Source organism: Microbulbifer sp. JSM ZJ756 (assembly GCF_044383805.1).
GTDB lineage: Bacteria > Pseudomonadota > Gammaproteobacteria > Pseudomonadales > Cellvibrionaceae > Microbulbifer > Microbulbifer zhoushanensis.
This window is the reverse complement of the sequence record NZ_JBISER010000011.1, coordinates 69,890-95,188: the sequence shown is the minus strand read 5'-3', so window position 1 is coordinate 95,188 and position 25,299 is coordinate 69,890. Positions and strand designations below refer to the sequence as shown.

25 protein-coding genes and 1 other RNA gene are annotated in these 25,299 nt (G+C 62.5%); 19 read left to right on the top strand and 7 right to left on the bottom strand.

The window, feature by feature from the left end; all coding sequences use genetic code 11:
* Window positions 1–26: 26 nt before the first annotated feature.
* Genes ubiH through ACH6CX_RS16535 form a run of 3 tightly spaced genes read right to left on the bottom strand, consistent with a single transcriptional unit; the run spans window position 27 to window position 3,177 of the window.
* Window positions 27–1,268, bottom strand: coding sequence for a 2-octaprenyl-6-methoxyphenyl hydroxylase (ubiH, locus tag ACH6CX_RS16545; RefSeq protein ID WP_237063006.1), 1,242 nt, complete (start codon window positions 1,266–1,268; stop codon window positions 27–29).
* A complete protein-coding gene (locus ACH6CX_RS16540; RefSeq protein ID WP_334079230.1) occupies window positions 1,265–2,596 on the bottom strand; it encodes an aminopeptidase P N-terminal domain-containing protein in 1,332 nt (443 codons plus the stop codon). Before ACH6CX_RS16540 ends, ubiH begins: the two co-directional genes overlap by 4 nt.
* The gene (locus tag ACH6CX_RS16535; protein WP_233006574.1) at window positions 2,596–3,177 is read right to left on the bottom strand and encodes a UPF0149 family protein; all 582 of its coding nucleotides are present in this window, start codon (window positions 3,175–3,177) and stop codon (window positions 2,596–2,598) included. The genes ACH6CX_RS16540 and ACH6CX_RS16535 overlap by 1 nt, the downstream gene beginning before the upstream one ends.
* A gap of 292 nt (window positions 3,178–3,469) precedes the next feature.
* Here ACH6CX_RS16535 and ACH6CX_RS16530 point away from each other — a divergent pair, with 292 nt between their 5' ends.
* The 4 genes from ACH6CX_RS16530 to ACH6CX_RS16515 all read left to right on the top strand — a co-directional run bounded on the left by ACH6CX_RS16530 (window position 3,470) and on the right by ACH6CX_RS16515 (window position 4,858).
* Window positions 3,470–3,673 (top strand): TIGR02449 family protein, encoded by a 204-nt coding sequence (locus ACH6CX_RS16530; protein ID WP_233006575.1) that lies wholly within the window; start codon window positions 3,470–3,472, stop codon window positions 3,671–3,673.
* Entirely contained in the window at window positions 3,673–3,993 is a 321-nt protein-coding gene (locus tag ACH6CX_RS16525; RefSeq protein WP_233006576.1) for a cell division protein ZapA, read from the top strand. Before ACH6CX_RS16530 ends, ACH6CX_RS16525 begins: the two co-directional genes overlap by 1 nt.
* Before the next feature lie 80 nt (window positions 3,994–4,073).
* Window positions 4,074–4,253, top strand: a non-coding RNA gene (gene ssrS / locus ACH6CX_RS16520) — 6S RNA.
* Window positions 4,254–4,279: 26 nt separating this feature from the next.
* The gene (locus ACH6CX_RS16515) at window positions 4,280–4,858 is read left to right on the top strand and encodes a 5-formyltetrahydrofolate cyclo-ligase (RefSeq protein ID WP_233006577.1); all 579 of its coding nucleotides are present in this window, start codon (window positions 4,280–4,282) and stop codon (window positions 4,856–4,858) included.
* A gap of 88 nt (window positions 4,859–4,946) precedes the next feature.
* On the opposite strand, the gene ACH6CX_RS16510 is transcribed toward ACH6CX_RS16515, so the two are convergent.
* On the bottom strand, window positions 4,947–5,090 hold the full coding sequence (locus ACH6CX_RS16510) for a hypothetical protein (protein ID WP_233006578.1): 144 nt from the start codon (window positions 5,088–5,090) through the stop codon (window positions 4,947–4,949).
* A gap of 251 nt (window positions 5,091–5,341) precedes the next feature.
* Window positions 5,342–6,856, bottom strand: a complete 1,515-nt coding sequence (gene ilvA, locus ACH6CX_RS16505) for a threonine ammonia-lyase, biosynthetic (protein WP_233006698.1) — start codon at window positions 6,854–6,856, stop codon at window positions 5,342–5,344.
* 252 nt (window positions 6,857–7,108) lie between these two features.
* On the opposite strand from ilvA, the gene rpiA reads away from it, so the two are divergent.
* The 3 genes from rpiA to ACH6CX_RS16490 all read left to right on the top strand — a co-directional run bounded on the left by rpiA (window position 7,109) and on the right by ACH6CX_RS16490 (window position 9,056).
* The gene (rpiA, locus tag ACH6CX_RS16500) at window positions 7,109–7,783 is read left to right on the top strand and encodes a ribose-5-phosphate isomerase RpiA (RefSeq protein WP_233006579.1); all 675 of its coding nucleotides are present in this window, start codon (window positions 7,109–7,111) and stop codon (window positions 7,781–7,783) included.
* Window positions 7,784–7,791: 8 nt separating this feature from the next.
* Window positions 7,792–8,445 carry a hypothetical protein gene (locus ACH6CX_RS16495; RefSeq protein WP_233006580.1) on the top strand — a complete coding sequence of 218 codons (654 nt, stop codon included), beginning with the start codon at window positions 7,792–7,794 and terminating at the stop codon, window positions 8,443–8,445.
* 233 nt (window positions 8,446–8,678) lie between these two features.
* Complete coding sequence (locus tag ACH6CX_RS16490; protein ID WP_233006581.1) at window positions 8,679–9,056, top strand: DUF4168 domain-containing protein; 378 nt, start codon at window positions 8,679–8,681, stop codon at window positions 9,054–9,056.
* A 34-nt stretch (window positions 9,057–9,090) separates the two neighbouring features.
* Here ACH6CX_RS16490 and ACH6CX_RS16485 read toward each other — a convergent pair whose 3' ends face one another.
* Complete coding sequence (locus ACH6CX_RS16485; protein ID WP_233006582.1) at window positions 9,091–9,402, bottom strand: helix-turn-helix domain-containing protein; 312 nt, start codon at window positions 9,400–9,402, stop codon at window positions 9,091–9,093.
* Between the two features lie 217 nt (window positions 9,403–9,619).
* Here ACH6CX_RS16485 and ACH6CX_RS16480 point away from each other — a divergent pair, with 217 nt between their 5' ends.
* The 3 genes from ACH6CX_RS16480 (at window position 9,620) to ACH6CX_RS16470 (ending at window position 13,284) form a co-directional block, all read left to right on the top strand.
* Window positions 9,620–9,814: a DUF2061 domain-containing protein gene (locus ACH6CX_RS16480; RefSeq protein ID WP_334079231.1), complete on the top strand. Its 195-nt coding sequence runs from the start codon at window positions 9,620–9,622 to the stop codon at window positions 9,812–9,814.
* A gap of 224 nt (window positions 9,815–10,038) precedes the next feature.
* The gene (locus ACH6CX_RS16475) at window positions 10,039–11,073 is read left to right on the top strand and encodes an AraC family transcriptional regulator (protein WP_233006584.1); all 1,035 of its coding nucleotides are present in this window, start codon (window positions 10,039–10,041) and stop codon (window positions 11,071–11,073) included.
* Between the two features lie 192 nt (window positions 11,074–11,265).
* A complete protein-coding gene (locus ACH6CX_RS16470) occupies window positions 11,266–13,284 on the top strand; it encodes a DUF2939 domain-containing protein (RefSeq protein WP_237063012.1) in 2,019 nt (672 codons plus the stop codon).
* 96 nt (window positions 13,285–13,380) lie between these two features.
* Here ACH6CX_RS16470 and ACH6CX_RS16465 read toward each other — a convergent pair whose 3' ends face one another.
* Window positions 13,381–14,646 (bottom strand): OmpA family protein, encoded by a 1,266-nt coding sequence (locus ACH6CX_RS16465; RefSeq protein ID WP_237063014.1) that lies wholly within the window; start codon window positions 14,644–14,646, stop codon window positions 13,381–13,383.
* Between the two features lie 273 nt (window positions 14,647–14,919).
* Between ACH6CX_RS16465 and ACH6CX_RS16460 the strand changes: the two genes are divergently transcribed.
* The 9 genes from ACH6CX_RS16460 (at window position 14,920) to ACH6CX_RS16420 (ending at window position 25,290) form a co-directional block, all read left to right on the top strand.
* On the top strand, window positions 14,920–16,125 hold the full coding sequence (locus ACH6CX_RS16460) for an acetyl-CoA C-acetyltransferase (protein ID WP_334079260.1): 1,206 nt from the start codon (window positions 14,920–14,922) through the stop codon (window positions 16,123–16,125).
* 28 nt (window positions 16,126–16,153) lie between these two features.
* Complete coding sequence (locus tag ACH6CX_RS16455) at window positions 16,154–18,307, top strand: 3-hydroxyacyl-CoA dehydrogenase NAD-binding domain-containing protein (protein WP_396675948.1); 2,154 nt, start codon at window positions 16,154–16,156, stop codon at window positions 18,305–18,307.
* Between the two features lie 132 nt (window positions 18,308–18,439).
* Window positions 18,440–19,585, top strand: coding sequence for an acyl-CoA dehydrogenase family protein (locus tag ACH6CX_RS16450; protein WP_334079234.1), 1,146 nt, complete (start codon window positions 18,440–18,442; stop codon window positions 19,583–19,585).
* Between the two features lie 338 nt (window positions 19,586–19,923).
* Entirely contained in the window at window positions 19,924–21,129 is a 1,206-nt protein-coding gene (locus ACH6CX_RS16445) for a CaiB/BaiF CoA-transferase family protein (protein WP_237063029.1), read from the top strand.
* A gap of 16 nt (window positions 21,130–21,145) precedes the next feature.
* A complete protein-coding gene (locus tag ACH6CX_RS16440; RefSeq protein ID WP_237063031.1) occupies window positions 21,146–21,334 on the top strand; it encodes a DUF2256 domain-containing protein in 189 nt (62 codons plus the stop codon).
* On the top strand, window positions 21,331–22,635 hold the full coding sequence (locus ACH6CX_RS16435; RefSeq protein WP_233006592.1) for a DASH family cryptochrome: 1,305 nt from the start codon (window positions 21,331–21,333) through the stop codon (window positions 22,633–22,635). The genes ACH6CX_RS16440 and ACH6CX_RS16435 overlap by 4 nt, the downstream gene beginning before the upstream one ends.
* A 17-nt stretch (window positions 22,636–22,652) precedes the next feature.
* Window positions 22,653–24,188 (top strand): cryptochrome/photolyase family protein, encoded by a 1,536-nt coding sequence (locus ACH6CX_RS16430; RefSeq protein WP_396675945.1) that lies wholly within the window; start codon window positions 22,653–22,655, stop codon window positions 24,186–24,188.
* 97 nt (window positions 24,189–24,285) lie between these two features.
* Window positions 24,286–24,528 carry a VF530 family DNA-binding protein gene (locus ACH6CX_RS16425; protein WP_233006594.1) on the top strand — a complete coding sequence of 81 codons (243 nt, stop codon included), beginning with the start codon at window positions 24,286–24,288 and terminating at the stop codon, window positions 24,526–24,528.
* Window positions 24,529–24,750: 222 nt separating this feature from the next.
* The gene (locus ACH6CX_RS16420; RefSeq protein WP_233006595.1) at window positions 24,751–25,290 is read left to right on the top strand and encodes an adenine phosphoribosyltransferase; all 540 of its coding nucleotides are present in this window, start codon (window positions 24,751–24,753) and stop codon (window positions 25,288–25,290) included.
* Window positions 25,291–25,299 lie beyond the last annotated feature (9 nt).

Sequence of the window (25,299 nt, the reverse complement as noted above, 5' to 3'; positions counted from 1 at the left end):
GCGCCATACCGGTCGGGTGCGCTCAATTAAAGCCCAAATCCAGCCGCCTGGCCGGCAAACTCTGCCCGCAGGGGCGGCGCCAGCGCCAGGCCCAGCAGGCCGAACTGGCGCAGGCCCCGGGCCAGCGGGCCGGGGGCGGCAAACAGGGCCGGTACGCGATCACTGAAACCGATGGTCAGCTGTTGGTCCAGCTGCCGCGACCGCGCATATTCCTGTAACAAGTCTAGCCGCTCAGATGAATTTTGCGCCAAACCGCCCCGGGCGAGGCTCTGCGCCAGGCCATGGCAGTCGCGCAGGGTCAGGTTGAAGCCCTGGCCGGCCACCGGGTGCAGGAAATGCGCGCAGTTACCCACCAGAACCAGGTCGCGGCGCCACTGCTCCCGCGCCAGAGACAGACTCAGTGGGTAACTGCTCACTTCGCCCGCGCACTCGATCCGCCCGGCCCGCCAGCCGAAGGTTCGCTGCAGGCGCCGGACGAATGAATCGGCCGACAGTGATTCTATTTCTGCCGCGTCCTCTTCGGGACTGGTCCACACCAGTGCCATGCGGTGCTGGCCGTGGCGGCGTGGCAGCGGCAACAGCGCCATGGGGCCATCCGGGGTAAATCGCTCGTAGGCCACCCCCCCGTGGTCGCGCTGCAACCCTACCGTTGTCACCAGGGCGCGCTGGCTGTAAGAGACCTGCTCGGTCTCGATCCCGAGCCGGCGACAGAGCGGTGAGTTCACGCCATCCGCCACCACCAGCAGGCCAGCACGCAGCAACTGTATCGGGCTGTCCTCGCCGGCACTCCACTGCAGTTGCGCACCGGCTTCCTCCATCTGCACGTCCAGGACCCGCGCCGGCGCCAGCAGGCGCACATCGGTCCCGCTGAGCGCGCCGTGCAGGACCGGGCCCAGCGCGGCATTTTCAATCACTGCACCCAGCATACCGTCATAGCTGGCACGCGCCTCGGTCTGCGCGCGCAGGGAAACCCCCAGCGGGCGCCCCCGGTCGCTGACCTGCACCCGCCGGATTGGCGCTGCGTACTCACGCAATTGCGACCACACACCCAGGCGGTCGAACAACTGCAGGCTGCCCGATGCCAGCGCGGTGGCGCGGGCATCGAAACTGGGCAATTCGACACTGGCCGCAGCTTCCGGCAACGGGTGCTGCTCCAGCAGTGCCACCGACAGGTGCGGGCAGGACTGCTGTAACATCAGCGCCAGGCTCACCCCGGCCATGCCGCCACCAACAATGGCAACATCCACGAAATCTTGCGGCTGGCTCACAGCAACGCCTCCTGTACATCCCCACAACGGATCAGGTATTCGATATCGGCCACCCCCTTGGGCGCATCCGCCGACAACACTTCGGGCCCATTCTTCAGCAGTGCGACATCGTCTTCGATACGGATACCGATACCGCGGAATTTTTCCGGCACCTGCTCATCTTCGGCAGCGATATAAATACCGGGCTCCACTGTCATCGCCATTCCCGCCTCCAGCAGGCGCCACTGGCCGTGCACGCGATAGTCGCCCACATCATGCACATCCATTCCCAGCCAGTGCCCGGCCCGATGCATGTAAAACCGGCGATAGGCACCGGACTCGATAATGCCACTGAGATCGCCCTGCAACAGCCCCAGGTCAAGCAAGCCCTGTGCGATCACTTCCACGCTGGCCATATGCGGCACATTCCAGTCATTGCCTACCTGCAGCTGTGCGATCGCCGCTTCCTGCGCTTCAAGCACGATTTCGTAAATTGCTTTCTGCGCACCACTGAAACGCCCATTGACCGGATAGGTGCGGGTCACATCGGCCGCGTACCCGCGGTATTCACAACCGGCATCCACCAGCACCAGGTCACCGTTTTTCAGGGGCGCATTGTTTTCGCAATAGTGCATCACCAGCGCATTGTGACCCGCGGCAACAATACTGGGATAGGCCGGCTCCCGCGCACCCGCGGCAACAAAACCGTGCAGCAATTCTGCCTCCAGGTGGTGCTCATACAGCCCCGGCCGGCAAGCCGCCATGGCCCGTTTGTGTGCCGCTGCGGTGATTTCTGCCGCGCGGCGCATCAGGCGTATTTCCTGCGCGCTCTTGTACAGGCGCAGGTCGTGCAGGTGCCGGTCCAGGTCCACCAGCTCCGGCGCACCGTCACTGCCGGGCGCACCGTCGAGCACGCGCAGGTATCCCTGCAGGCGCCGGTCCAGCTGCGGGAAGCGGCCCAGGGTGTAATAAATACGGCTGCGCCCCTCGAGCAGGCCCGGCAGGATGTCGTCCAGGTCGCCGATCGGGAAGGCATCACAGAGGCCGCACTCGTCGGCGGCGCGCTCCGGGCCCAGCCTGGGCCCATCCCACATTTCCTTTTCCGCGTCGCGCTCACGGCAGAACAGGATCGATTCCCCCTGCGCCCTGCCGGGGACCAGCACCAGCAGTGCCTCCGGCTCGCGGAACCCCGTCAGGTATAGAAAATCACTGTCCTGCCGGAACGGGAAATAGGTATCCCGTGAACGCAACTGCTCCCTTGCCGCCGGCACAATTGCCAGGCCATCCGAATCCAGTGCCGCCACCAGGCGCGCGCGGCGCCGTGCATATTCCGCCTTGCCAATTGCCATCAGTGAACCGTGGGACCGCCCTTGCCCCCTGCACTGCCCGGGCGGCTCGCCGCCTGCGCGGCAGCCACTTCGGTGAAAATATTCAGCACGGCCACCCGCACATATTCCTCCACCTGCAACAGCTGGTTTTCAGTCTCCTCGGAATCCCCCAGCTCGGTTTCATCCACCTGGGCCACCGCGCCCAGGTCACGCAGTGCCTCTTCACTGGTTTCCTGCAGCTTGCCCTTGAACTGGCCGATACCGAAACCATGCAGGAAGCCCTGGCACCAGTGTCCCAGCGTCAGGGTACGGGCTGCCAGGTCCGGGTCATCAGTCAGCAACAGCTGGAAATCAAAGTCACTGTCTTCCAGCTGCGCCTGGCTTTGCTGTGCCATTTCCACCAGTGCCTTGTCCAGGTCGGCGGGGACCGCTTCCAGGTCGAGCAGGCCCGCAAGCTCTGATTGCCAGCGTTTTTTGTCCGGGCGCGCGCCCGCCGACAACATGCCACAGACGAACCCGTGCAATTCGCTGGGGTCGGCCCGGCCACCGGCAGCCATGATGGCGTTGGCGAGGGAGTGAAAATCGTTTGCGGGACTTGTCATACAGACGGCTCGGTACTTTATTGGATTGAACGGTTTGTGCTTACAGTTTTGCAGATTATCGCCCGGCAATCTGCTCCCGGCCCCGGGGTGCTCAGAGTTTGCGCAGTTCGTCGCTTTATGCCGCAACTGCACACACTTCACCACGGGCGTGGGCAGGCCGCACGCAAATTTGTGATTGCGTGCTCGGGCGGGATAATTGACCCACCATGACACCGGCAATATAGTAGCGGAATCCCGCGCGGTCTGTCGTGGTGGGAGTCTATTCAGGGCGCACGCCTGAAACGCAGGAATTATGGACAGAATTGAAGCGTTAGAAAGCACGGTGGACTCGCTGATCGCCCGCTGCCAGCAGCTGGCGGAGCAGAACCGCGAGCTACGTCAGCTGGAGGCTGAATGGCAACGCGAGCGCCAGCGCCTGGTAAAGAATAATGAAGCCGCCCGCAACCGGGTGGAAGCCATGATCAACCGCCTCAAGGGGCTAGCACAAGAATCCTGATGGGTGATTCAGCAGCAACGCAGGAAACGGTAACGGTAACCATCCTCGACAAGGAATACCGCGTTGCCTGCACAGAAGACGAGAGCGCAGAACTGCAGGCGTCCGCACGCCTGCTGAACGAGCGCATGTCGCGTATTCGTGCCAGCGGCTCGGTGATCGGCCTCGAGCGCATCGCGGTTATGGCCGCGCTGAATATTGCCCACGAACTGATCCAGGCAAAAGCGGACCTGACCCGCGTCCCGCTGGAGCAGGACATGCTTGACCGCCTGCAGGACAAGGTCCAGTCCGCCCTCAGCAAGATTGATTCCCACGACGCCTGAGCAGCCTTGACTTTTGCCGCCGGAGACATCCGGCGCGCACTACGCGCTTAGCCTTTTTCCCCGGCCATTGTTATACTTCACATACCCTGGAGTGTTGGCCAGTTGACTATGTCCTCGAGCCGATAATCTGACCCGGGTGGTTGCCAGAGGGTGTTGTTGAGCAAGTCCGCCTCGCAGCGGAAAGCCTGATACATCCCGGGAACCGCCACCTTGAACTTTACGGTTCAAGGCTACGTCATCAGCCGCACTTTGGGGCTCTTAATTTCCTTCCCGGTGGCGACTTACCATGAGCGAGAGCAAAGCGGAACTGCGCCGCGCCATGCGCACCGCCCGCCGCGCACTGTCCGCCCATCACCAGCGACTCGCCGCCCGCGCCGCACTGACACGCCTGGGGCGCACCCCCGAGTTCCGGGTGGCCAGGCACATCGGCATCTACTGGCCGATGGACGGCGAGCTGGACCTGCTGGGCCTGCCACGCCGCTTTCCCGACAAGCGCTTCTACCTGCCGCGACTACCGGCAGAGCCCCATCCGCACCTGCGCTTCTGTCACTGGCGGGGCAGGGCCCTGACCTACCGCAACCGATACGGCATCCCGGAACCGGTACGGGGGGACAGCCATTCTCCCATGCGCCTCGACCTGGTGCTGGTGCCGCTGGTGGCCTTTGACCCGAGCGGCGCGCGGCTGGGCATGGGAGCCGGCTTTTATGACCGGACATTCGCTTTCAAGCGCCAGCTGCCCGGCACCGGGCCGGCAATGATCGGCGCAGCCCACCAGCTACAGTGTGTCGACCACCTACCCACTGACAGCTGGGATATCCCGCTGGATGCAGTGATCACGGACCACCAGCTGTATCGCTGCCGCTGACCCCGCCCCCTGGCACCCACAACAAAAAAGGCCGGACGCTCTCGCGTCCGGCCTTTTTTGTGTTTTGCCTGCGGGCATGGGGGCACACTCAGCGCGTTACCACTCCTTGCTGCAATGCCGCCGGCGGCTCCGACTCTTCATCCGAGGCAAACACCTCGGTGAGGCCGGTGCTGCTCAACAGCACGCCCGCAACAAAGACAACCACTGCGATTGTCAGTGCATCGGGTTTCATGGGGACCATCCTGTAAGTTCGACTGTATTTTTGTTATGAGCACTTCACCCCGCGTTAGATTCGCTTTAACGCAAAAGTTCCGCGGGTGAGAAGATACTTTAATAGCGAACAAATAGTAACCGATCGCCGTACAAATTTTGAGATAAATGTCTCATTTTTAGCCTGCCGCGTTGGACAAAAGCATTTTCCTGGCCTACCCGCGCCTGAAAACAGGCTCCCATAACTGCCCCGATATTCCCAACTGGCCGAGCTCAGCTTGACAGGAAGAAGCGATAGGCCGGGTTGCCGGTCTCATCCCAGTAGGGGAACTGCAGCTGGTTGAGCAGTTCCAGCAGCTGCTCCCGCTCGGCGGGCACCACTTCCATACCCACAAGCACCCGGCCATAGGCCGCACCGTGGTTGCGGTAGTGAAACAGGGTGATATTCCAGCGCCCGGCCAGCTGTTCCAGGAACTTCCGCAGCGCTCCGGGGCGCTCGGGAAACTCAAAGCGATAGACCACCTCGTCCTGTAGGCCCTGGGCGCGGCCACCCACCAGGTGGCGGATATGCAGTTTGGCCATCTCGTTGTCGGTCAGGTCGGTGACCTGGTAGCCACCGCCCTGCAGGGCGTCCACCAGCTGGTGCCGGTCGGCATCCGCCGCCACCTGCAGGCCGACGAAGATATGTGCCTCGCCACTGTTGGCATAGCGGTAATTGAACTCGGTGATGGCACGGTCGCCCAGGTCGCGGCAGAACTGCAGGTAGCTGCCGGGCCGCTCGGGAATGGTCACCGCCAGCACCGCCTCGCGCTTTTCGCCAATTTCGGTGCGTTCACTGATGTAGCGCAGCCGGTCGAAATTGGTATTGGCGCCGCTGCATACGGTGGCCAGGGTGGCGTTGCGGCTGCCACTCTGCTCGATGTACTTCTTCAGGCCGGCCAGCCCCACGGCGCCGGCGGGCTCGGCGATCGACCGGGTATCCTCGAAGATGTCCTTGATCGCCGCGCAGACCTCATCAGTGGACACGGTAATGACGCCGTCCACGGTCTCGCGCAGCACGCGGAAAGTCTCCTCGCCGATCTGCGCCACCGCCACGCCGTCGGCAAACAACCCCACCTGCGGCAGGCATACCCGCTCCCCGGCAGCCAGCGCCGCCTGCAGGCAGGCGGCCTCCTCGGGCTCGACCGCATAGACCTTGATCTCCGGCCGCACGTACTTGATATAGGCGGCCATGCCCGCCGCCAGGCCACCGCCACCCACCGGGATGAACACCGCATCCAGGTTGCCGGAGTGCTGGCGCAGCAACTCCATCGCCACCGTACCCTGGCCGGCAATCACATCGGGGTCGTCATAGGGGTGCACGAACACCAGGCCGCGCTCCTCCACCAGCTGCTGGGCGCGGGTCTTGGCCTCGTCAAAGGTATCGCCGTGCAGCACCACCTCGGCGCCGCGCATACGCACTGCATTCACCTTGATCTGCGGGGTGGTGGTGGGCATTACGATGGTGGCGCGCACCCCCAACTGGGCCGCGCCCATCGCCAGGCCCTGGGCGTGATTGCCCGCCGAGGCGGCGATCACGCCGCGGGCGCGCTGCTCCGCGGGAAGCTGCAACAGCTTGTTGTAGGCACCGCGGATCTTGAAGGAAAAGACCGGCTGCAGGTCCTCCCGCTTGAGCAGGATGCGGTTATTGAAGCGGTGCGACAGCTGCCGCATTCCCTCGAGTGGCGTCTCGGTGGCGACATCGTAAATCCGCGCGTCTAAAATGCGCTTGATATAGGAATGGGGCATGGTGAAATCGGGCGGCCGTGGCGTTTGATACTTGTACATCCAGTACATCGAAATCGACTACATGGACATCGCGCCTCCCGAATCGCGCCAGTGGCCGCCGGCATCCCGGTGACCGATACGGGAAACGCATCACAGGCTGGCCAGTCTAAACGCCACACGGCATTTTTGCCACCATAATGACAATTCGGCGCGAATTTTTAGCCCCAAAAAGCCACAACAGTAAAAATCATTGCAAAGGACCCACCCGTCACCATGAACCAGGATGAACTCAAACAGGCCACCGCCCGCGCTGCCGTCGAGCATATTGCCCCGAAGCTGGAGGCGGACTCGATCGTCGGTGTGGGCACCGGCTCCACGGCCAACTTCTTTATCGACTACCTGGCGGAAATCAAGGGGCGGTTCGACGGCGCCGTGGCCAGCTCGGAGGCCTCTGCCGAGCGCCTGAAGAGCCACGGTATCCCGGTATACGACCTGAACGCGGTAGATGGGATGCAGGTGTACGTGGACGGTGCCGACGAGGCCAACGCCGCCCTGCAGCTGGTCAAGGGCGGCGGTGCCGCCCTCACGCGGGAGAAGATCGTCGCCGCCTGTGCCGAGGAGTTCGTCTGTATTGCCGACGAGAGCAAGTGGGTACCGATGCTGGGCAACTTCCCCCTGCCGGTGGAAGTCATCCCCATGGCCCGCTCCCTCGTCGCCCGCGAGCTGGTCAAGCTGGGCGGCGACCCCGTCTACCGCCAGGGTGTGACCACCGACAACGGCAACGTGATCCTCGATGTGCACAATCTGGAGATCGCCCAGCCAGTGGCGCTGGAACAGGCGATCAACAACATCACCGGGGTGGTGACCAATGGTATCTTCGCCATGCGTCCCGCTGACATCCTGCTGTTGGGCACAGCCGCGGGCGTGAAGACGTACACCGCCGGATAATTGTGAGAATGAAATCGATCGCCATGCCGAATAACAAGAAAGTATCGCGCCGCCTCCAGCGGTGCCTGGGCCTGCTGTTCCTGCCATTGCTGGCGGCCGGCTGCGCCACCACCCCGCCCAGCAACACCGAAGACATCTGCAGTATTTTCCGGGAGAAGGATGACTGGTACGCAGACGCCAAGGACGCCGAGGAAAAATGGGGCTCGCCGGTGGCCACCATGATGGCCTTCCTGCACCAGGAATCCCGCTTCGTGCACGATGCCCGCCCGCCGCGGACCAAAATCCTGTGGATCTTCCCGGGGCCGCGCCCTTCTGACGCCTATGGCTACTCCCAGGCCCTGGGCACCACCTGGCGGAGCTACCAGCGCACCACCTTCAACTATGGCGCCGACCGCGACGATTTCGCCGATGCGGTGGATTTTGTCGGCTGGTACAACAACACCAGCCAGGCGCAGTGCCGTATCCGCCCGGACGATGCCTACCACCTGTACCTCGCCTACCACGAGGGTCACGGCGGCTTTAACCGGCGCAGCTTCAACCGCAAGCCGTGGCTCAAGAACGTGGCAAAGAAAGTCTCGGCCCAGGCGCGGACTTACCAGCGCCAGCTCAACAGCTGCGAGAGTTCGCTGCAACGGCGCAAGAAATTCCTGGGGATCTTCTAGGGGCGGGGGCTGTCACAGCTCCCCACAGGCGCTGTATCCATCCGCGCCGGCGGTAAAAAAACCACGCGGATGGCGGCAAATCAGACAAGAGCGTGGTGACAGCGACTAAGCTGGACGAACAGCTCCAGTCTTTCTTTTGCCGCAGCGAGAGAACAACGCCTGTAGCCCCATTGCGACGCTGGGCGCGTGACACCAAGCAAAAGCGTCCCTCTCAGACCCACTAGAGGTGTTCAATGAAAATTCCCGCCATCTGTATCGCCGCGCTGTCCCTCGTTCTCGCACTGTCGGCCGCCCATGCTCAAAACGGGGAAGCCGGTGCTGCCTCGGCCCGGGCGGCCTCCTACTCCGAGCCCAAGCTGGAGAGCTTCGCCAACGCCTATCGCTCCATCGTGATACTCAGCCGGGAATATGCCCCCAAGCTGAAGGCCGCTGAGAATATCGAGCAGGCGGAAGCGCTGAACAAGGAAGCGCAGGGCAAGATGGTTGCCGCGATCCAGCAGGCGGGATTGACCAAAGAGGAATACCAGCAGATCGCCGCCAGCCTGAAGGACGATCCCAAGCTGGTCGAGCGCATCAACGGCATGCTGCAGAAGCACGCCGACAGCGAGTAACCCCTGCGGCGCGCCCCACCTGGGGCCGCGCCCGTCAGTCCAGCGACACCCCCAGCGTCGCGCAGATCTGCGCCAGGTGCCGCCGGACCCATTCCCGGTCAAACGACCCCCAGTCGTGCAGCAGGTAGTGCCCGTCGTTGTTGCGCACCCCCTCCTGAACAAACTCCACCCGGGTACCGTGGCCGGGCAATCCCTTGGCGATAATGTCCTGCACCGTGCGCCGCGGCCAGCCGGTTGCCGCCTCCAGCGCGGGGTTATTGGGCTTCTCCAGCGACTCGATCAGGTAGGCAATCAGCATCCGGCGGCAGATGGTGGGGTTGAGCTGCAGCTCCGGGTCATTGGGCATGGTGTGTTTCCGTGACTGTCCAGCCCCTGTTTGTACCACAGCTGCCGGTCCAGTGCCGCGATACCGGCGGTACCACCGACCGGTGACACACCCGTGCACCCCGGAATGCACCCTCGTGCATAGCTTCAGGCAATCAATCCAAGAGCGTTATTCAATTTCTACAATCACACACCTGCCGCAATAATGGAAATCAAACTCACTTGGTGCGGTGATCGCTATGAAAAAGACGCTCAGCTTTGCAGCAGTGCATATGTCAGTGGCTTTCTCGGTGGGGTTCCTGGTGACCGGCAGCCTCTGGGTCGGCAGTGCGCTGGCCCTGGTGGAACCTGCCGTTAACACCGTGGCCTACTACCTCCATGAGAGGGCCTGGAGTCGCCTGGGCGCCGACCGTGGCGCCGCCCTGTCGGCGTGACCGTTGCAGCATCGTGGGACCACTCCCCGGGCAGGGGCCGCCCTGTTTACCTGGCTTTAACGCGGCGTTGAACGCTGCAATCAGCCCAACGCAGCCTACTGAACCAGCCCCCGTTTCCTGCCCATTTTCAGTGCAAACCTGACTTTCCGCTGCCGTTTGCGCATAATCCCTGCTCCACACCTGCGATGCACGCTGACAAATCAATAACGCCGAGGGCTGACAGAGTGGACAGCGAGACCCCCAAGCTCCCCGGAGAGGATCCCGGTATCCCCGCCGCCGCCATTCGCGCACAGCTGGCGGGCGCCCGTGCTGCCGGGCTGGACTGCGACCGGCTGCTGCTGGACTGCGGCATTGCGCCGCAATTGCTGGATGAACCCGATGCGCGGCTGGGGCGCGACCAGGTGGCCGGCCTGCTGCGCCGCGAATGGGACCTGCTGAGCGATGAATCCGGCGGCTTCCTGGCCCGCCCCTGGATACCGGGCACCTTTGCCATGATGGGGCACGCCTGCATTCACTGTCCCAACCTGCGCCGCGCCCTCCTGCGCTCGGCCCGTTTCGTCGCCATGGTGAGCGACGACATGCATATCCGGCTGGTGGAAGACGGCGAGGAAGCGCGCCTGATCTTCCACCACGGCAACGACCGGCAGCTGCCCAACCAGATTTTCGTGGAGTCACTGGCACTGATCTGGCTGCGCTTCTTCAGCTGGCTGATCGACCGCACCATCCTGCTGGAGCGGGTCAACCTCGCCTTCCCGCCGCCGGATTACAACGAGGACTACAGCGATATGTTCCCGTGCCGGCACTACTTCAACCAACGCGAGACCTGCCTGGTCTTCAATACCCGCTTCCTGCAGATGCCCCTGGTGCGCGACCCGCAGCAACTGAGTGAATTCCTTTCCCGCGCGCCCGAGTGCCTGCTGGCCCAGTACAAATCCGACAACAGTTTCACCGGCCGGATCCGGCGCATGCTGCAGGCACAGAATGCGATCGAGAACCTGTCCCTGGATGACGTCGCCGCACGCCTGTATATCTCGCCGCAGACCCTGCGCCGGCGCCTGAAAGAAGAGGGCAACAGCTGGCAGGACATCAAGGATTCCGTGCGCCGGGATATGGCGGTCTACCAGCTGAAACAGCAGGAAACCGCGGTGGCGGAAATCGCCGAGCGGCTGGGCTTCTCCGAACCCAGCGCCTTTAACCGCGCGTTCAAGAAATGGACCGGCCTGGCACCGGGTGCCTACCGGGACAAGTTCCGCAGCTGATTTCCTGCGACATGCGTTTGCGCTGTCGCCCGCTGCACTCCCATCGATTGCTGTTCCCCCTGCCCGCCTCCCCTACCGGGTGCCTCCTGGGCGCTGCCTTTACAGGTCGCTCCGGGAGGCGCCATAATCGACTCAGTATAAAATTCCACACCACCTCTCCAACAAAAAACAATAAGTCACAGGAAGTGCCAAATGAAAAACAATATGGCGATAGCTGCTGCAGCGGTTATCGGGATCAATCTCGTTATTTACCTGGCCTCCCCCTACTACAGCGCCTGGCGCATCATGCAGTCGGTCTCATCCGGCTCCCCCGCACAAATGCAGCGCTATATCGATTTTCCCAGTGTGCAGTCTTCCCTGCGCCAGCAGGTGGACACTGCCTTTACCGTACAGGCGGAGAAGGATCCCATGGTCGCGGCCTTCGCGCCGATGATCCGTCCGGCGCTGGACTCAGTGATCGATGAGCTGGTACAGCCGGATAAACTGGCCGAGCTGATCCAGTCCGGGAAATTGCAGCCCGCACCGGCTCGCGCTGATGCAACAGCTGCTGCCCCGGAAGAGGGTCGTGGGAACACTGAGGCCGAACTCGACTGGCATGCTTTTTTTGACCGCCCGGATCGCTTCCGCATTTCAGCCGGTGACCTGTCGCTGTACATGGAAATGCGCCAGTGGCGCTGGCAGCTGACCGCCATCGGTATCGACGGCCTACTGGATATGGACGCCCCGCGGGGACAGGCTGTGGCAACCACAGGCGCCGCTACTACCGAACCTGTCGCCGATGAAATCGACACCCACAGCCCGCCACCACCCCAGACCAGGATCGATCGGGAATCTCTCCGCGAGCAGCTGGCCCGGTCCTTTTTCATCACCGGCGACTTCTCTGACAGGGCAATGGTCGAGGGTGACTTCCACTACGTCCCCCTAACCCCAGGTACGGAAGTTGAAGTGACCTGGCTGGATGCACGGGATCCAGACGGCAACCCGGTGCTGGGAAGCTTCACGGAGGAGGAGAAGCAGGAACGGGAGAAGTTCAGGAGCGGCAAAGGTACATTCCGGGGACTATGGCAGGATAAGCTGCCAAAGAGCTCAGCGGACGCCAGCGTCGCCACTGCAACCGGGCAACTGGAGTTAATGCTGCCCGCGCGGGTCGAGCATATTTCCCTGAATGCCAACCAGCTGAACCAGCTACAGGTGCAGGGCGATGTCGCCGCAAGCGTGACCGAGATGGAAAACGGCAGGGTTGGCCTCAGCCTGTACCGGCCGCACGACCAGCCCGATGTCGAGCCCATGGTGTACATCCGCAATGCAGGGGGCCAGCCACTACGCAAACCACGTGCCTCCTCCGTCTCGCCCACTGAAGCGGTCAAGAAGGACGAGTTTTCGCGCCCCATGCGCGTTACCAAAACCAGCTATTCCGTAACCGGCACGCCAGCCAGTGTCGATATTTATTTCCCCCTGGAAATGGAGCAACTGGAGGTAGAGTTCACCGCGACGCGGAAGCCACAGGTCAGTTTCGGCGAGCTGCAAACCCCGATAGAGCAGACCCGCTATGCGGCGCCGGGCGCCGAACGGGAGCTGTCCCAGGTCGACGCCAGCGTACTGGAAAGTATCGAGGCCGAACTGGTGAGGGAGACTGGCTGGGACAACAAGCCACGCACCTCGCTGCAATTTACCCTGCCAGACCTTGGCAACAGCGTATTTGCCCGCGTCGATTACAGCGATCTCCAGGTTTTCAGGGATGAGCAGGCGGTTGAATTTACACCCTCGCAGAACCGCTCAGGTGCTACCAACTACGAGGTTACCTTTCAGGAGGGCAACGGCTCCAACGCTGGCTACCTGACACCCGACCGCATTGCCGGCACCATCAAGCTCAGCTACCCGGCCAGGGTCGGGACGCTACGCGTCAACCAGGGCGAGAGCATCCGGGGAGCGACCCTGGACGGCGCACAATTGAGCTACCCGAACGACGGCGATTTCCCGCGCTATAACCCTGTATTCAGCCCGCGATCCGCCAACGCCTTCGATAGCGAGGGGCGCCGTATCGCCTACTTACCCGGCAGCGATTCCTGGGGCGACGACTCATATTCGCTCTACTTCTGGGGAGAGCCCGACCATGTGGAATTGAAAACAGTCACCGAGTGGATTGAAACCGAGATACCGGTGAACCTGTCTCTGGACGACCTGAAGGGAGCCGACGATTCACAGGGCTAGCCGTGACTTTCTGCCTGCAAAAACAAAACGCAAAAATCCCCGCCGCAGCGGGGATTTACCTTTGCGCCAGTGTTGATAAGGCACACGGAAGAATTCTTACTCGAATTTCACCACCCGTACACTGATACGCCGGTTCTGCTGCTTGCCCGCCTCGGTGGCGTTGTCGGCCAGGGGCTTGGCGGAGCCCATGCCCATACTGGTAATACGGCTCTCATCGATTCCCTTTTCCACCAGCATCTGCTTCACCGCATCGGCGCGCTGCTGCGAAAGCGCCTTGTTGCGGTTCTCATCGCCGTCGCTGGAAGTATGCCCCTCGATGGCGATGGTCAGTTCCGGGTTTTTGGTGAGGATGGTAGCCAGAGCCTGCACATCCGGTGCCGAGGCACTGGTGACCTCGGCGCTGTCCTGCTGGAACTCGATCCTGAGGCGGAATTCCCGGTTCGGGTCGCGGGAGGTATTGCCCAGGTACTGCTCCATGCTGCTACCCAGGTCCTCGTCGGCAGCGGCTCCCATGGTGCCAGCCTGGTCACCATCCTGCTGCGGAGCGGCTCCGGGCGGAGTGGTATCCGGCTGGTCCTCCGGTTGCCCGGAGGTATCCGGCTCTTCAGTGATGATCTCCTCATCCAGCACGCCCTCGCCCGGGGACTCCTCCATCTGCTCTTTCTTCGAGCACATGTTCAGTGTGTAAAGCACCGCCAGCGCGATCAGCAACGGCCAGAACCACTTGGCGAAGCCACCGCGTTTTTTCTCGACCTTCTTGTGGTGCGGGCGTGAGGTCTGGGGCTCGGCGTGGCCGTGGCTCTCCAGGTGCTGGCCCAGGTCCTCGAAATCGTGCACGCCGATGGTTTTCAGCAGGCCATCCGGCAGGTGGCCCTTGATATGGGATTTCTGCGCAAACAGCAGCCCGGCCAGGCCACCCACATCCAGGCCCTTGCCCTTCACCAGCTTGCCCATCAGTGACATCACGATCGGTGCGGCGATTTTCAGCAGGCTGCTGCCCTTGTCGCCGCCGACACCCAGCGAGCTGCCGAGTACACCACCCACATCCCCGGCCTTGGAGCCGAAGATGGAATCCGCCATGTTACCGCCGGTCTCCAGCAGGCTGCCCATCTGCGACGAGTCACGGAGGATATCCGGCAAGGCCGACAGGTCCAGCCCGGTACTTTCTGTCACCCGGTTGAACATGCTGGTCAGACCGGTCTTGCTTTCACCCTTGTTCAGCATGCCCGCCAGCACGGACGAGACTCCGGTGTTGACCGCCGCCTCCCCCTGGTCCTCCGGTAGCCCCAGGGCCCCCCTGAGCGCATCGATCCCGGAAGTGCCCAGCTGGCGCACGGCCATATCCAGCAGGTTGTCAGCCATAGCAGAACCTCGTCGTCAAAAACAACTTAACGTCTCCCATGAGTGTAAAGCAGCTAACGTTCTACATTAGTTCGATTTTGAATAACAAAATGCCTGGAGCGCCAGGTGCGCCCATGGTCCCGGCCCGCCGATTCCGACTGCGGTGAAGAATCCGGCGCTGGTGTCGCGGCAGTCACGCCCCCTGACGCTTTTTATCATTGCGCGCCACCGGGATGGGGCTAATGTAAGAGGCAGTCCAATAATAAAGAGGCACCCACTATGCCCAGCGAAACGATGAACGAAGCTTTTATCTACGACGCCATCCGCACCCCCCGCGGCAAGGGCAAGCCCGGCGGCGCACTCTACGAAGTGAAGCCGGTCACCCTGCTTTCCGACCTGTTGCGGGAACTGCAGCAACGCACCGACCTGGACACCGCCGCCGTGGACGATGTGGTCATGGGCTGCGTCACCCCCGTCGGCGACCAGGGCGCGGATATCGCCAAGACCGCCGCCCTGGCCGCCGGCTGGGACTGGAATATTGGCGGCGTGACCCTGAACCGCTTCTGCGCCTCCGGCGCCGAGGCCGTCAACCTGGCCGGGGCCAAGGTGCGCTCCGGCTGGGAAGAGCTGGTGGTGGCAGGCGGGGTGGAATCCATGTCGCGGGTGCCCATGGGCAGCGACGGCGGTGCCTGGGCGGCGGATCCGCGCACGGCACTGGATACCGGCTTCGCGCCGCAGGGTATTGGCGCCGACCTGATCGCCACCCTGGGCGGCTTCAGCCGCGAGGACGTGGATGCCTTTGCGCTGCACTCACAGCAGAAAGCCGCTGCCGCCTGGGAACGCGGCGCCTTCGGCAAATCCGTGATCCCGGTACGGGACCAGAACGGCCTCACTATCCTCGATCGCGACCAGCTGGTGCGCCCGGACACCTCCATGGAAGGCCTGGGCCAGTTGAAACCCTCCTTCGCCGGCATGGGCGAGTTCGGTTTCGACACGGTGGCAAAGGCACGCTACCCACAGGTGGAAGCCATCAATCATGTGCACACCGCGGGTAATTCTTCCGGCATCGTCGACGGCGCCACCGCCGTACTGGTGGGCAGCGAGCAGGCGGGTAAAAACCTGGGGCTCAAGCCACGCGCGCGCATCGTGTCCGCCGCCGTGGTGGGCACCGATCCCACCATCATGCTTACCGGGCCGGCACCGGCCACGGTCAAGGCCCTGCGGGTAGCCGGGTTATCAGCAGATGATATCGACCTGTTCGAGGTGAACGAGGCTTTCGCCGCAGTGGTGATGCGCTTCCAGCGCGAACTGGATATCGACCCGGGAAAAATCAACGTCAATGGTGGCTCCATCGCCATGGGTCACCCGTTGGGTGCCACCGGCGCGATGCTGATCGGCACACTGCTGGACGAACTGGAACAGCGCCAGCTCCGCTACGGCCTCACCACACTGTGCGTGGGCGGCGGTATGGGTGTGGCCACCATCATCGAGCGTGTTTAAGCCTGGGACACAAGGGAGAACAAGAACAATGAAATCTATCCGCATCGAGAGAGACAACGACAATATTGTCCACCTGGTCCTGGATAACCCCAACGCATCCGCCAACGTGATGGACGGGGACTTCACCGATTCGCTGCATGAAGCCGTGCAGCAACTGGATGACGAGGACTTCGCCGGCATCATCCTGCGCTCGGCAAAAAACACCTTCTTCGCGGGCGGCGACCTGAACGGCCTCTACGCCGCCAGGCAGGAAGAGGCGCAGCAATTCTTCGATGGCTGCCAGCAGCTGAAGGCCGACCTGCGCTGGCTGGAGACCCAGGGCAAGCCGGTCGTGGCCGCCATCAACGGCGCCGCGCTGGGCGGCGGCTGGGAACTGGCCCTGGCCTGTCACCACCGTATTGCTCTCAACGACCGCAGGGTGAAGATCGGCCTGCCGGAAGTCACCCTGGGCCTGCTGCCCGGCGGCGGTGGCTGCGTGCGCATGCCCCGCCTGCTCGGCATGCAGGCCGCCCTGCCATTCCTGATGGAAGGCAAGCAGGTGGGACCGCAACAGGCGCTGGATGCCGGGCTGGTGCACCAGCTGGCCGAAAATCCCGACCAGCTGCTGGCTCACGCCCGCGACTTTATCCTTGCCAACCGCGACGAGCCGGTCCAGCAACCCTGGGACCAGCCCGGCTACCGTATGCCCGGCGGCGACGCCAAAAACCCGAAGAATGCGCAGCTGCTCGTTGTCGCACCGGCGATGCTGGAACAGAAAACCAAGGGGGTTTTCCCGGCGCCTGAGGCGATACTGTCGGTGGTGGTCGAAGGCTCCCAGGTGGATTTCGACACCGCCACCCGCATCGAGTCGCGCTATTTTGTCGAGCTCACCTGCGGCCAGGTGGCCAAGAACATGATTGGCACCTTCTGGTTCGGCCTCAACGCGGTCAAGGCCGGCGCATCCCTGCCGCCGGCGGCGCGCGACATCAAGGCCGAACCGGTGAAAAAGGTCGGCATCCTCGGTGCCGGCATGATGGGAGCGGGTATCGCCTACGCCTGCGCGATGAAAGGCGTCGAGGTGGTACTGAAAGATGTCTCGCAGGAGGCCGCCGACAAGGGCAAGGGCTACGCGGAAAAATCCCTGCGCAAGCGCGTCGAGCGCGGCCGCATGGATGAGCAGCGCATGACTGACATCCTCGACCGCATCCATCCCACAGCAAAGGCAGCCGACCTGGACGGCTGCGAGCTGGTGATCGAGGCGGTTTTCGAAAACCGGGAACTGAAAGCCAGTGTCACCGCCGAGGCGGAATCCGTACTGGCAGACAGCGCGGTCTTTGCCTCCAACACTTCCACCTTACCCATCACCGGACTGGCGGAAGCCTCCGCCCGGCCGAAGAACTTTATCGGCCTGCATTTCTTCTCGCCGGCGGACAAGATGCCACTGGTGGAAATCATCTGCGGCGAGCGGACCGGCGACGAGACCCTGGCCCGCGCTTTTGCGTTCGTGCTGCAGATCGGCAAGACCCCCATCGTGGTCAACGACAGCCGCGGCTTTTTCACCTCGCGGGTATTCGGCTGCTTTACCAACGAGGGTATCGCCATGCTGGGCGAGGGTGTGAACCCGGCCACCATCGAGAACGCCGCCAGCTTCTCCGGTTTCCCGGTGGGCCCCCTGGCGGTGAGCGACGAGGTGTCGCTCACCCTGATGGGCAAGATCCGCCAGCAGACCATTGCCGACCTGGAGCGCGAGGGCAAGACACCACCTTCGCACCCGGCGGACAAGGTGATCGACCATATGCTGGAACTGGGCCGTGCCGGCAAGGCCGCGGGCAAGGGCTTCTATACCTATCCCGAGGACGGCAGGAAACACCTGTGGACCGGCCTGGCCGGCGAATACCCCCAGGGCGAACAGCCGCCCTATGAAGACGTGAAAGAGCGGCTGCTGTTTATCATGGCCATCGAGACACTGCGCTGCTACGAGGAGCAGGTACTGCGCAGTGTGCGCGATGCCAATATCGGTTCCATCTTCGGTATCGGCTTCCCCCCCTGGACCGGCGGGGCGCTGCAGTACATCAACCAGTATGGGCCGACAGAATTCTGCCAGCGGGCCGACACGCTGGCGGAAAAGTACGGCGATCGCTTTGCCCCGCCGGCCCTGCTACGGGAAATGGCGCAATCCAACCAACCCATCACCGACGAATAAACCAGACAGGATTCCCTTGTTGTAGGAGCGGCCCATGGCCGCGATGGGGAGGCAGGTTGCACGATTAATCGCGGCCAGCGGCCGCTCCTACACAAAGAGACAGATCACGCTTAACAAAGGCGGAGAAACAAAATGATCCCGAGAACAGTCTTCAACACCGAGCACGAACAGTTCCGCGATACCGTGCGCAAATTCCTCGAAAACGAGGCCGCGCCCCACCATGCCCAATGGGAAAAAGACGGCCAGGTGGACCGCGCCCTGTGGAACAAGGCCGGCGAAATGGGCTTCCTGTGCCCGCAGGTGCCCGAGGCCTACGGCGGCCTGGAACTGGACTTCGGCTACAACGCCATTATCGACGAAGAGATCTCGCGCCTGGGCCTCACCGGCATCGGCTGGGGCCTGCACTCGGATATCGCCGTGCCCTACATCGCCAATTACGGTTCCGAGGAACAGAAACAGAAATACCTGCCCAAGTGCATCAGCGGTGAAATTGTTACCGCCATTGCCATGACCGAACCCGGCACCGGCTCCGACCTGCAGAATGTGCGCACCACCGCCATCCGCGACGGCGACCACTATGTGCTGAACGGCTCCAAGACCTTTATCACCAACGGCCAGCATGCCGACCTGGTGATCGTGGTGGCCAAGACCAATCCCGACGAGGGTGCCAGTGGCGTCAGCCTGCTGCTGGTGGACACCAGCCTGCCCGGCTTCAAGAAAGGCACCAACCTGGAAAAAATCGGCATGAAGGCCCAGGACACCTCGGAGCTGTTCTTCGACGATGTGCGTGTGCCGGCAGAGGACCTGCTGGGCGGCGAGGGCCAGGGCTTCATCTACCTGATGCAGGAGCTGCCGCAGGAGCGCCTGGGCGTGGCCATCGGCGCCATCGCCAATGCCGAGGCGGGGCTGCAGTGGACCATTGACTATGTGCGCGAGCGCAAGGCCTTTGGCCGGCCCATTGCCAGCTTCCAGAACACCCAGTTCAAGCTGGCGGAGCTGTCCAGCGAACTCACTGCATTGCGCGTGTTCGTCGACCGCTGCCTGGAGCTGCACTACGAGAAAAAACTCGACGTGCCCACCGCCGCCAAGGCCAAGCTGCTGGCCACGGATTTCCAGTGCAAGCTGCTGGACGAATGCGTGCAATTGCACGGCGGCTACGGCTATATGTGGGAATATCCCATCGCCCGCGCCTGGGCCGACGCCCGCGTGCAGCGCATCTACGCCGGCACCAACGAAATCATGAAACTGATTATCGGCCGCGACCTGGTGAAAAACTGACGGGAAACGCAAAACGGGCGGATACAAGATCCGCCCCTGCGGCGCACATACCACCGGGCAATCCCGGTGGTTTCCACTCACCGTAGGGGCAACCCTGTGTTCACCCTGCCCGGTAGGAACGACGGAACCGGGCGGATACAAGATCCGCCCCTACGGCGTACATACCACCCGAAAATCCCGGTGGTTTCCATTCACCGTAGGGGCGAACCTTGTGTTCGCCCTGCCCGGAAAGAAAACCGGAACCGGACGCACGAATGACCAGGCTGGAAATAGCGACAGCCAATTCTCCGCAGAGAATCAATACACACCGGCCCGGGCAACCCCCGAAGGGAAAAACCATGCATAAAATTGACGGCCCCCTGAACGGCCTGAAAGTCCTGGATTTCTCCACCCTGCTGCCGGGCCCCTACGCCAGCATGCTGCTGGCGGACATGGGCGCCGAGGTGCTGCGAATCGAGTCACCCAGCCGCCCCGACATGCTGCGCGGACTGCCTCCGATGGTGGGGGGCAATGGCCCGGGAGCGGAAAAGGTTTCTGCCGCCCATGCCAGTATCAATCGCAACAAGAAATCCCTGGCGCTGGACCTGAAGAGTGAGCGCGCCGGTGAAATCATCAGGCGCCTGCTGACCGAATTTGACGTGGTGCTGGAACAGTTCCGCCCCGGCGTGATGGACCGACTGGGCCTGGGTTACAGTACCCTGCGCAAGATGCGCAAGGACCTGGTTTACTGCTCCGTCACCGGCTACGGCCAGACCGGCCCGATGAAGGGCCGTGCCGGGCACGACATCAACTACCTGGCCCTGTCGGGACTGGCGAGCTACTCGGGCCGCGCCGACAGCGGCCCCACGCTCAGCGGTACCCAGCTGGCGGATATCGCTGGCGGCTCGCACCACGCGGTGATGGGCATCCTTGCCGCCGTGTACCAGCGCGAGAAAACCGGCAAGGGGAGCCATGTGGATATCAGCATGACCGACTGCGCCTTCGCCCTGAATGCCATCAGCGCCGCCAATGCCCTTGCCGGTGCCGGTGAACCACAACTGGGTGGCGAGCTGCTCAATGGCGGCAGCTACTACGATTACTACCGCACTGCCGACGACCGCTACCTGTCGGTGGGCAGCCTCGAGCCCCAGTTCGCCGAGCAGTTCTTCCACGGCATCGGCTACGGGGAGTGGATAGAGCGGGTGTTACAGCCGGACCAGCAGCACGCCCTGAAACGCGATATCAGCGAGGTTATCGCCAGCCGCCCGCTGGACCACTGGATGCGGGTGTTTGAGGGCTGTGACGCCTGCGTGGAGCCGGTGCTGGGTTTCCTCGAGGCATCCCAGAGCGTCCTGATGCAGGAACGCGAGATGCTGTGCGACGCGGAACTCCCCAACGGCGAGACCCTGCACCAGGTCAATACACCACTGTCATTCGGCAGCGCCAAACCCCGCCGGCATGTAGCCGGCGCCCCGCTCGGCAGCCATACCCGCGAGCTGCTGCGTGACCTGGGCTACGATGGTGAGGAGATCGAGGCGCTGCGCAGCCAGGGCGTGATCGCCTGAGCCTGGGCACATCGCCATGGCCCACCGCAAACCCCACCTGCCGGAGAAGACCTGCCCGGTGTGCGGGCTGCGGTTCTGCTGGAGAAGGAAATGGGCCAACTGCTGGGAACAGGTGAAATACTGCAGTGAGCGCTGTCGCCGCCAACGCCAGCGGGGACAGCGAACGAGGCAAGACAGCGACGGCAGGGAGGCCGACCCCGAGTGAACCTGGTCTGGTTCCGCAACGACCTGCGTACCGCGGATAACGCCGCACTGACCGCCGCCTGTAACGACGCCCGGCGGCGGGGCCGGCAGGTGCGGGCCGTCTACTGCCTGGACCCGCGCCAGTTCCAGCGCGACCGGTATGGCTTCCGGCGCACGGAAAAATTCCGCGCGCGCTTCCTCCTGCAGACCCTGGCCGAACTGCGCGCACAGCTGGCCAGCCTGAATATCACCCTGCTGGTGCGCGACGATTACCCGGAAGCCGTGATCCCGGCACTGGTACGCAAGGCCGGTGTCTCCGACCTGTACCTGCAGCATGAGTGGACCCGGGACGACCGGCGGGTGGAAACCGCAGTGATGCGAGCCGAGGGTATGGCCCTGGTCACGCCACACCGATACTTCGACCAGTTCTTGCTGCACCCGGACGACGTGCCCTTCGCTACGGAAGAACTTCCTCGCGTGTTTACCGGGTTCCGCAAGGCCTGCGAAGCGGACTGGCAGGTGCGCGACTGCCTGCCCCGCCCGACGCCGATGCCCCGGGAAAACCAGGCAGCCGCCGGGGCCCCGCTGCCCACCCTGGCTGACCTGGGCCTCGAGGACTTTACCCCCGACCCGCGCAGCGCATTTCCCTTCGATGGCGGCGAGCTGGCCGCCCGCCAGCGCATCCAGGAATACTTCTGGGACACCGAGAACCTGGCCCGCTACAAGCACACCCGCAACGGCATGATCGGCACCGAGTACAGCTCCAAGCTGTCCCCCTGGCTCGCCAACGGCAGTTTGTCGGCGCGGCAGGTATACCAACAGGTCCAACAGTTCGAACGGGACGTAACTGCCAACGAGGATACCTACTGGCTGGTATTCGAACTGCTGTGGCGGGACTTCTTCCGCTACGTGAGCCTGAAGCACGGCGACCGCATCTTCCAGCAGGGCGGCATCCTGCAGGAACAGTACGACTGGCACCGCGACCCGGAAGAGGTACAGCGTTGGATCAACGGCGAGACCGGATACGACTTCGTCAATGCCAATATGCGCGAAATCGCCACCACCGGCTGGATGAGTAACCGCGGCCGGCAGAATGTGGCCAGCTACTTTGCCCGCGAGCGCCAGCAGGACTGGCGCATCGGCGCCGCCTACTTCGAGAGCCTGCTGCTGGACTACGACGTGCACAGCAATTACGGCAACTGGATGTACAACAGCGGCGTTGGCAACGACCCGCGCGACCGCCACTTCAATATCGACAGCCAGGCAGACCGCTACGACCCGGACGGGGACTATCGCCGGCTGTGGCTACCCGGCAACGACTAACCCCACACAGGGCAAGCATGAAAAGACTGCGACTGATCCTGGGTGACCAGCTCAATCACAAACACAGCTGGTACAGGAACGACGATGACGACACCCTGTATTTCATCGCCGAGATGCGCCAGGAGACCGACTACACCAAGCACCATATCCAGAAAGTGGTGGCCTTCTTCGAGGCCATGGAGGCCTTCGCCAACCGGTTGCGGGACCAGGGCAAGAAGGTGGTGCACTACAAGCTGGACGGCAAGAACAATACCCAGGACCTGGGCAAGAATATTGCCGCCCTGGTGCAGGAGCGCGGAATCGAGAAGTTTGAGTACCAGCTACCGGATGAATACCGGCTGGACCAGCAACTGAAGCAGCTTGCGGACGACCTGAGCATCGAGTGTGAGGCCTTCGACACCGAGCATTTCATTACCAAGCGCAATGAGCTGGCGGAGTTCTTCGAGGGCCGGAAGTCCCTGTTGATGGAGAGTTTCTACCGGCATATGCGCAAGAAGCACGATGTGCTGATGACAGAAAGCGGTAAACCCGAAGGGGGTAAATGGAACTTCGACCAGAGCAACCGCAGGAAGTGGAAGGGCCAGCCGCAGGTCCCCCACGAGAAGGGCTTCCGCAAGGACGTACGCAAGACCCTGAAGCGCATCGAGACCGCCGGGGTAACAACCTTCGGCAATATCGACCCGCAGAACTTCAGCTGGCCCACCACTCGCGCAGACAGCCTCAAGGTACTGCGCTACTTTTGCGAACACCTCCTGGTCCACTTCGGTGACTACCAGGATGCCATGGATCCGGACCAGGTCTACCTGTTCCACAGTCGCCTGAGCTTCGCCATGAACAGCAAGCTGCTGCACCCGATGGAAGTGATCCAGGGAGTGATCGAACACTGGCAAGACAACAAGTCCAGTATCTCACTGAACGAGGTGGAGGGCTTCGTGCGGCAGATCCTCGGCTGGCGGGAGTATATGCGCGGTATCTACTGGAAGGAGATGCCCGGCTATGCCCGCTGCAACCGAATCGACAATCAAAAGGACCTGCCCGGATTTTACTGGACCGCCGACACGCAGATGAACTGCCTGCACCACGCCATCAAAAACAGCCTGGACCACGCCTACGCCCACCATATCCAGCGCCTGATGATCACCGGCAACTTCGCCCTGCTGCTGGGCGTGCACCCGGACCAGGTGGACGCCTGGTACCTGGGCATCTATATCGATGCCATCGAGTGGGTGGAGATCACCAATACCCGCGGCATGAGCCAGTTCGCTGATGGCGGCCTGGTAGCCACCAAGCCCTATGTCAGCAGTGGCAGCTATATCGATAAGATGAGCAACTACTGCAAGAGCTGCCGCTATAACGTAAAGGAAAAAACCGGCGAGGATGCCTGCCCATTCAACAGCCTCTACTGGAATTTCCTGGCGGAGAAGCGGGAGCACTTTGCGGGGAACCAGCGGATGGCGATGATGTTGAGTACCCTGGACAGGATGGACCCGGACGACCTGGAAGGCCTGCGCTCCCGGGCCCGTCAGGTGATTCGCAGCCCGCACGATTACTGACTTTATATTTCGCGTTAAGGGCCCGGCTGTCTATACTGAGCACTCTACCCGAAAGACGGCAAACCACCCGATAAGCTAGGATCGTCACCAAATCCCTATGCAGCAATCCCAGCCCAACAACCCCCTCCACGGCATCAAGCTCGCCACTATCGTCGAGGAGCTGGAAGAGCACTATGGCTGGGAGGGGCTGGCCGAACGCATCGATATCAATTGCTTCAAGAGTAACCCGTCGGTGAAGTCCAGCCTCAAGTTCCTGCGCAGGACCCCCTGGGCACGGACTAAAGTGGAGCAGCTCTACCTGGCCACCTTCAGCAGCGACAATCCCTGGGGGAAAAGCTGACAACAACACCGGGGAAAGAATTAACCTGGCCAAATCAACGGCCTGCCTCCCTGGCGAAAAAGGCACAATCCCCGCCTGAATACTCCCCCCGTAAGAACCGGCTCAATAACAGCAAGCCAGGCGAGGCAATGGGCCAGGACATTCCCGTCCATATTGACCCTACCCGCCAAGCCAGTACAGTTAGTCCTTCCAAGATCATTCTCTGCATATCGAAGGTTAATAATGAGCCAGGGCTTTGACCCAAAATCGTATATACGCACCATCCCCGACTGGCCCGAACCCGGTGTGCAGTTCCGGGACATTACTACCCTGCTGGAAAATGCCCGGGCCTTCCGCTGTGTGATAGATACCCTCGTGCAGCGCTATTTTGACGCCGATATCAGCGCGGTGGTCGGTGTGGATGCCAGGGGCTTTATCCTGGGTGCCCCACTCGCCTATGAACTGAAAACCGGCTTTGTTCCTGTGCGCAAGAAGGGCAAGCTGCCCTTTGACACCATTACCGAAAGCTACCAGCTGGAATACGGCACTGCCGAAGTTGAACTGCATGCCGACGCCCTGCGGGCCGGGGACCGGGTTATCCTGGTGGATGACCTGATTGCCACCGGCGGCACCCTGCTGGCAGCCAGCAGCCTGATCAGCAGACTGGGGGCGGAAGTTGTCGAGGCCTGTGCGATTATTGACTTGCCGGACCTGGGGGGCAGTGAAAAGCTCGGGCAACAGGGATTGAAGGTTTTTTCCCTTTGCCAGTATCGGGGCGAATAACCCCCTTGC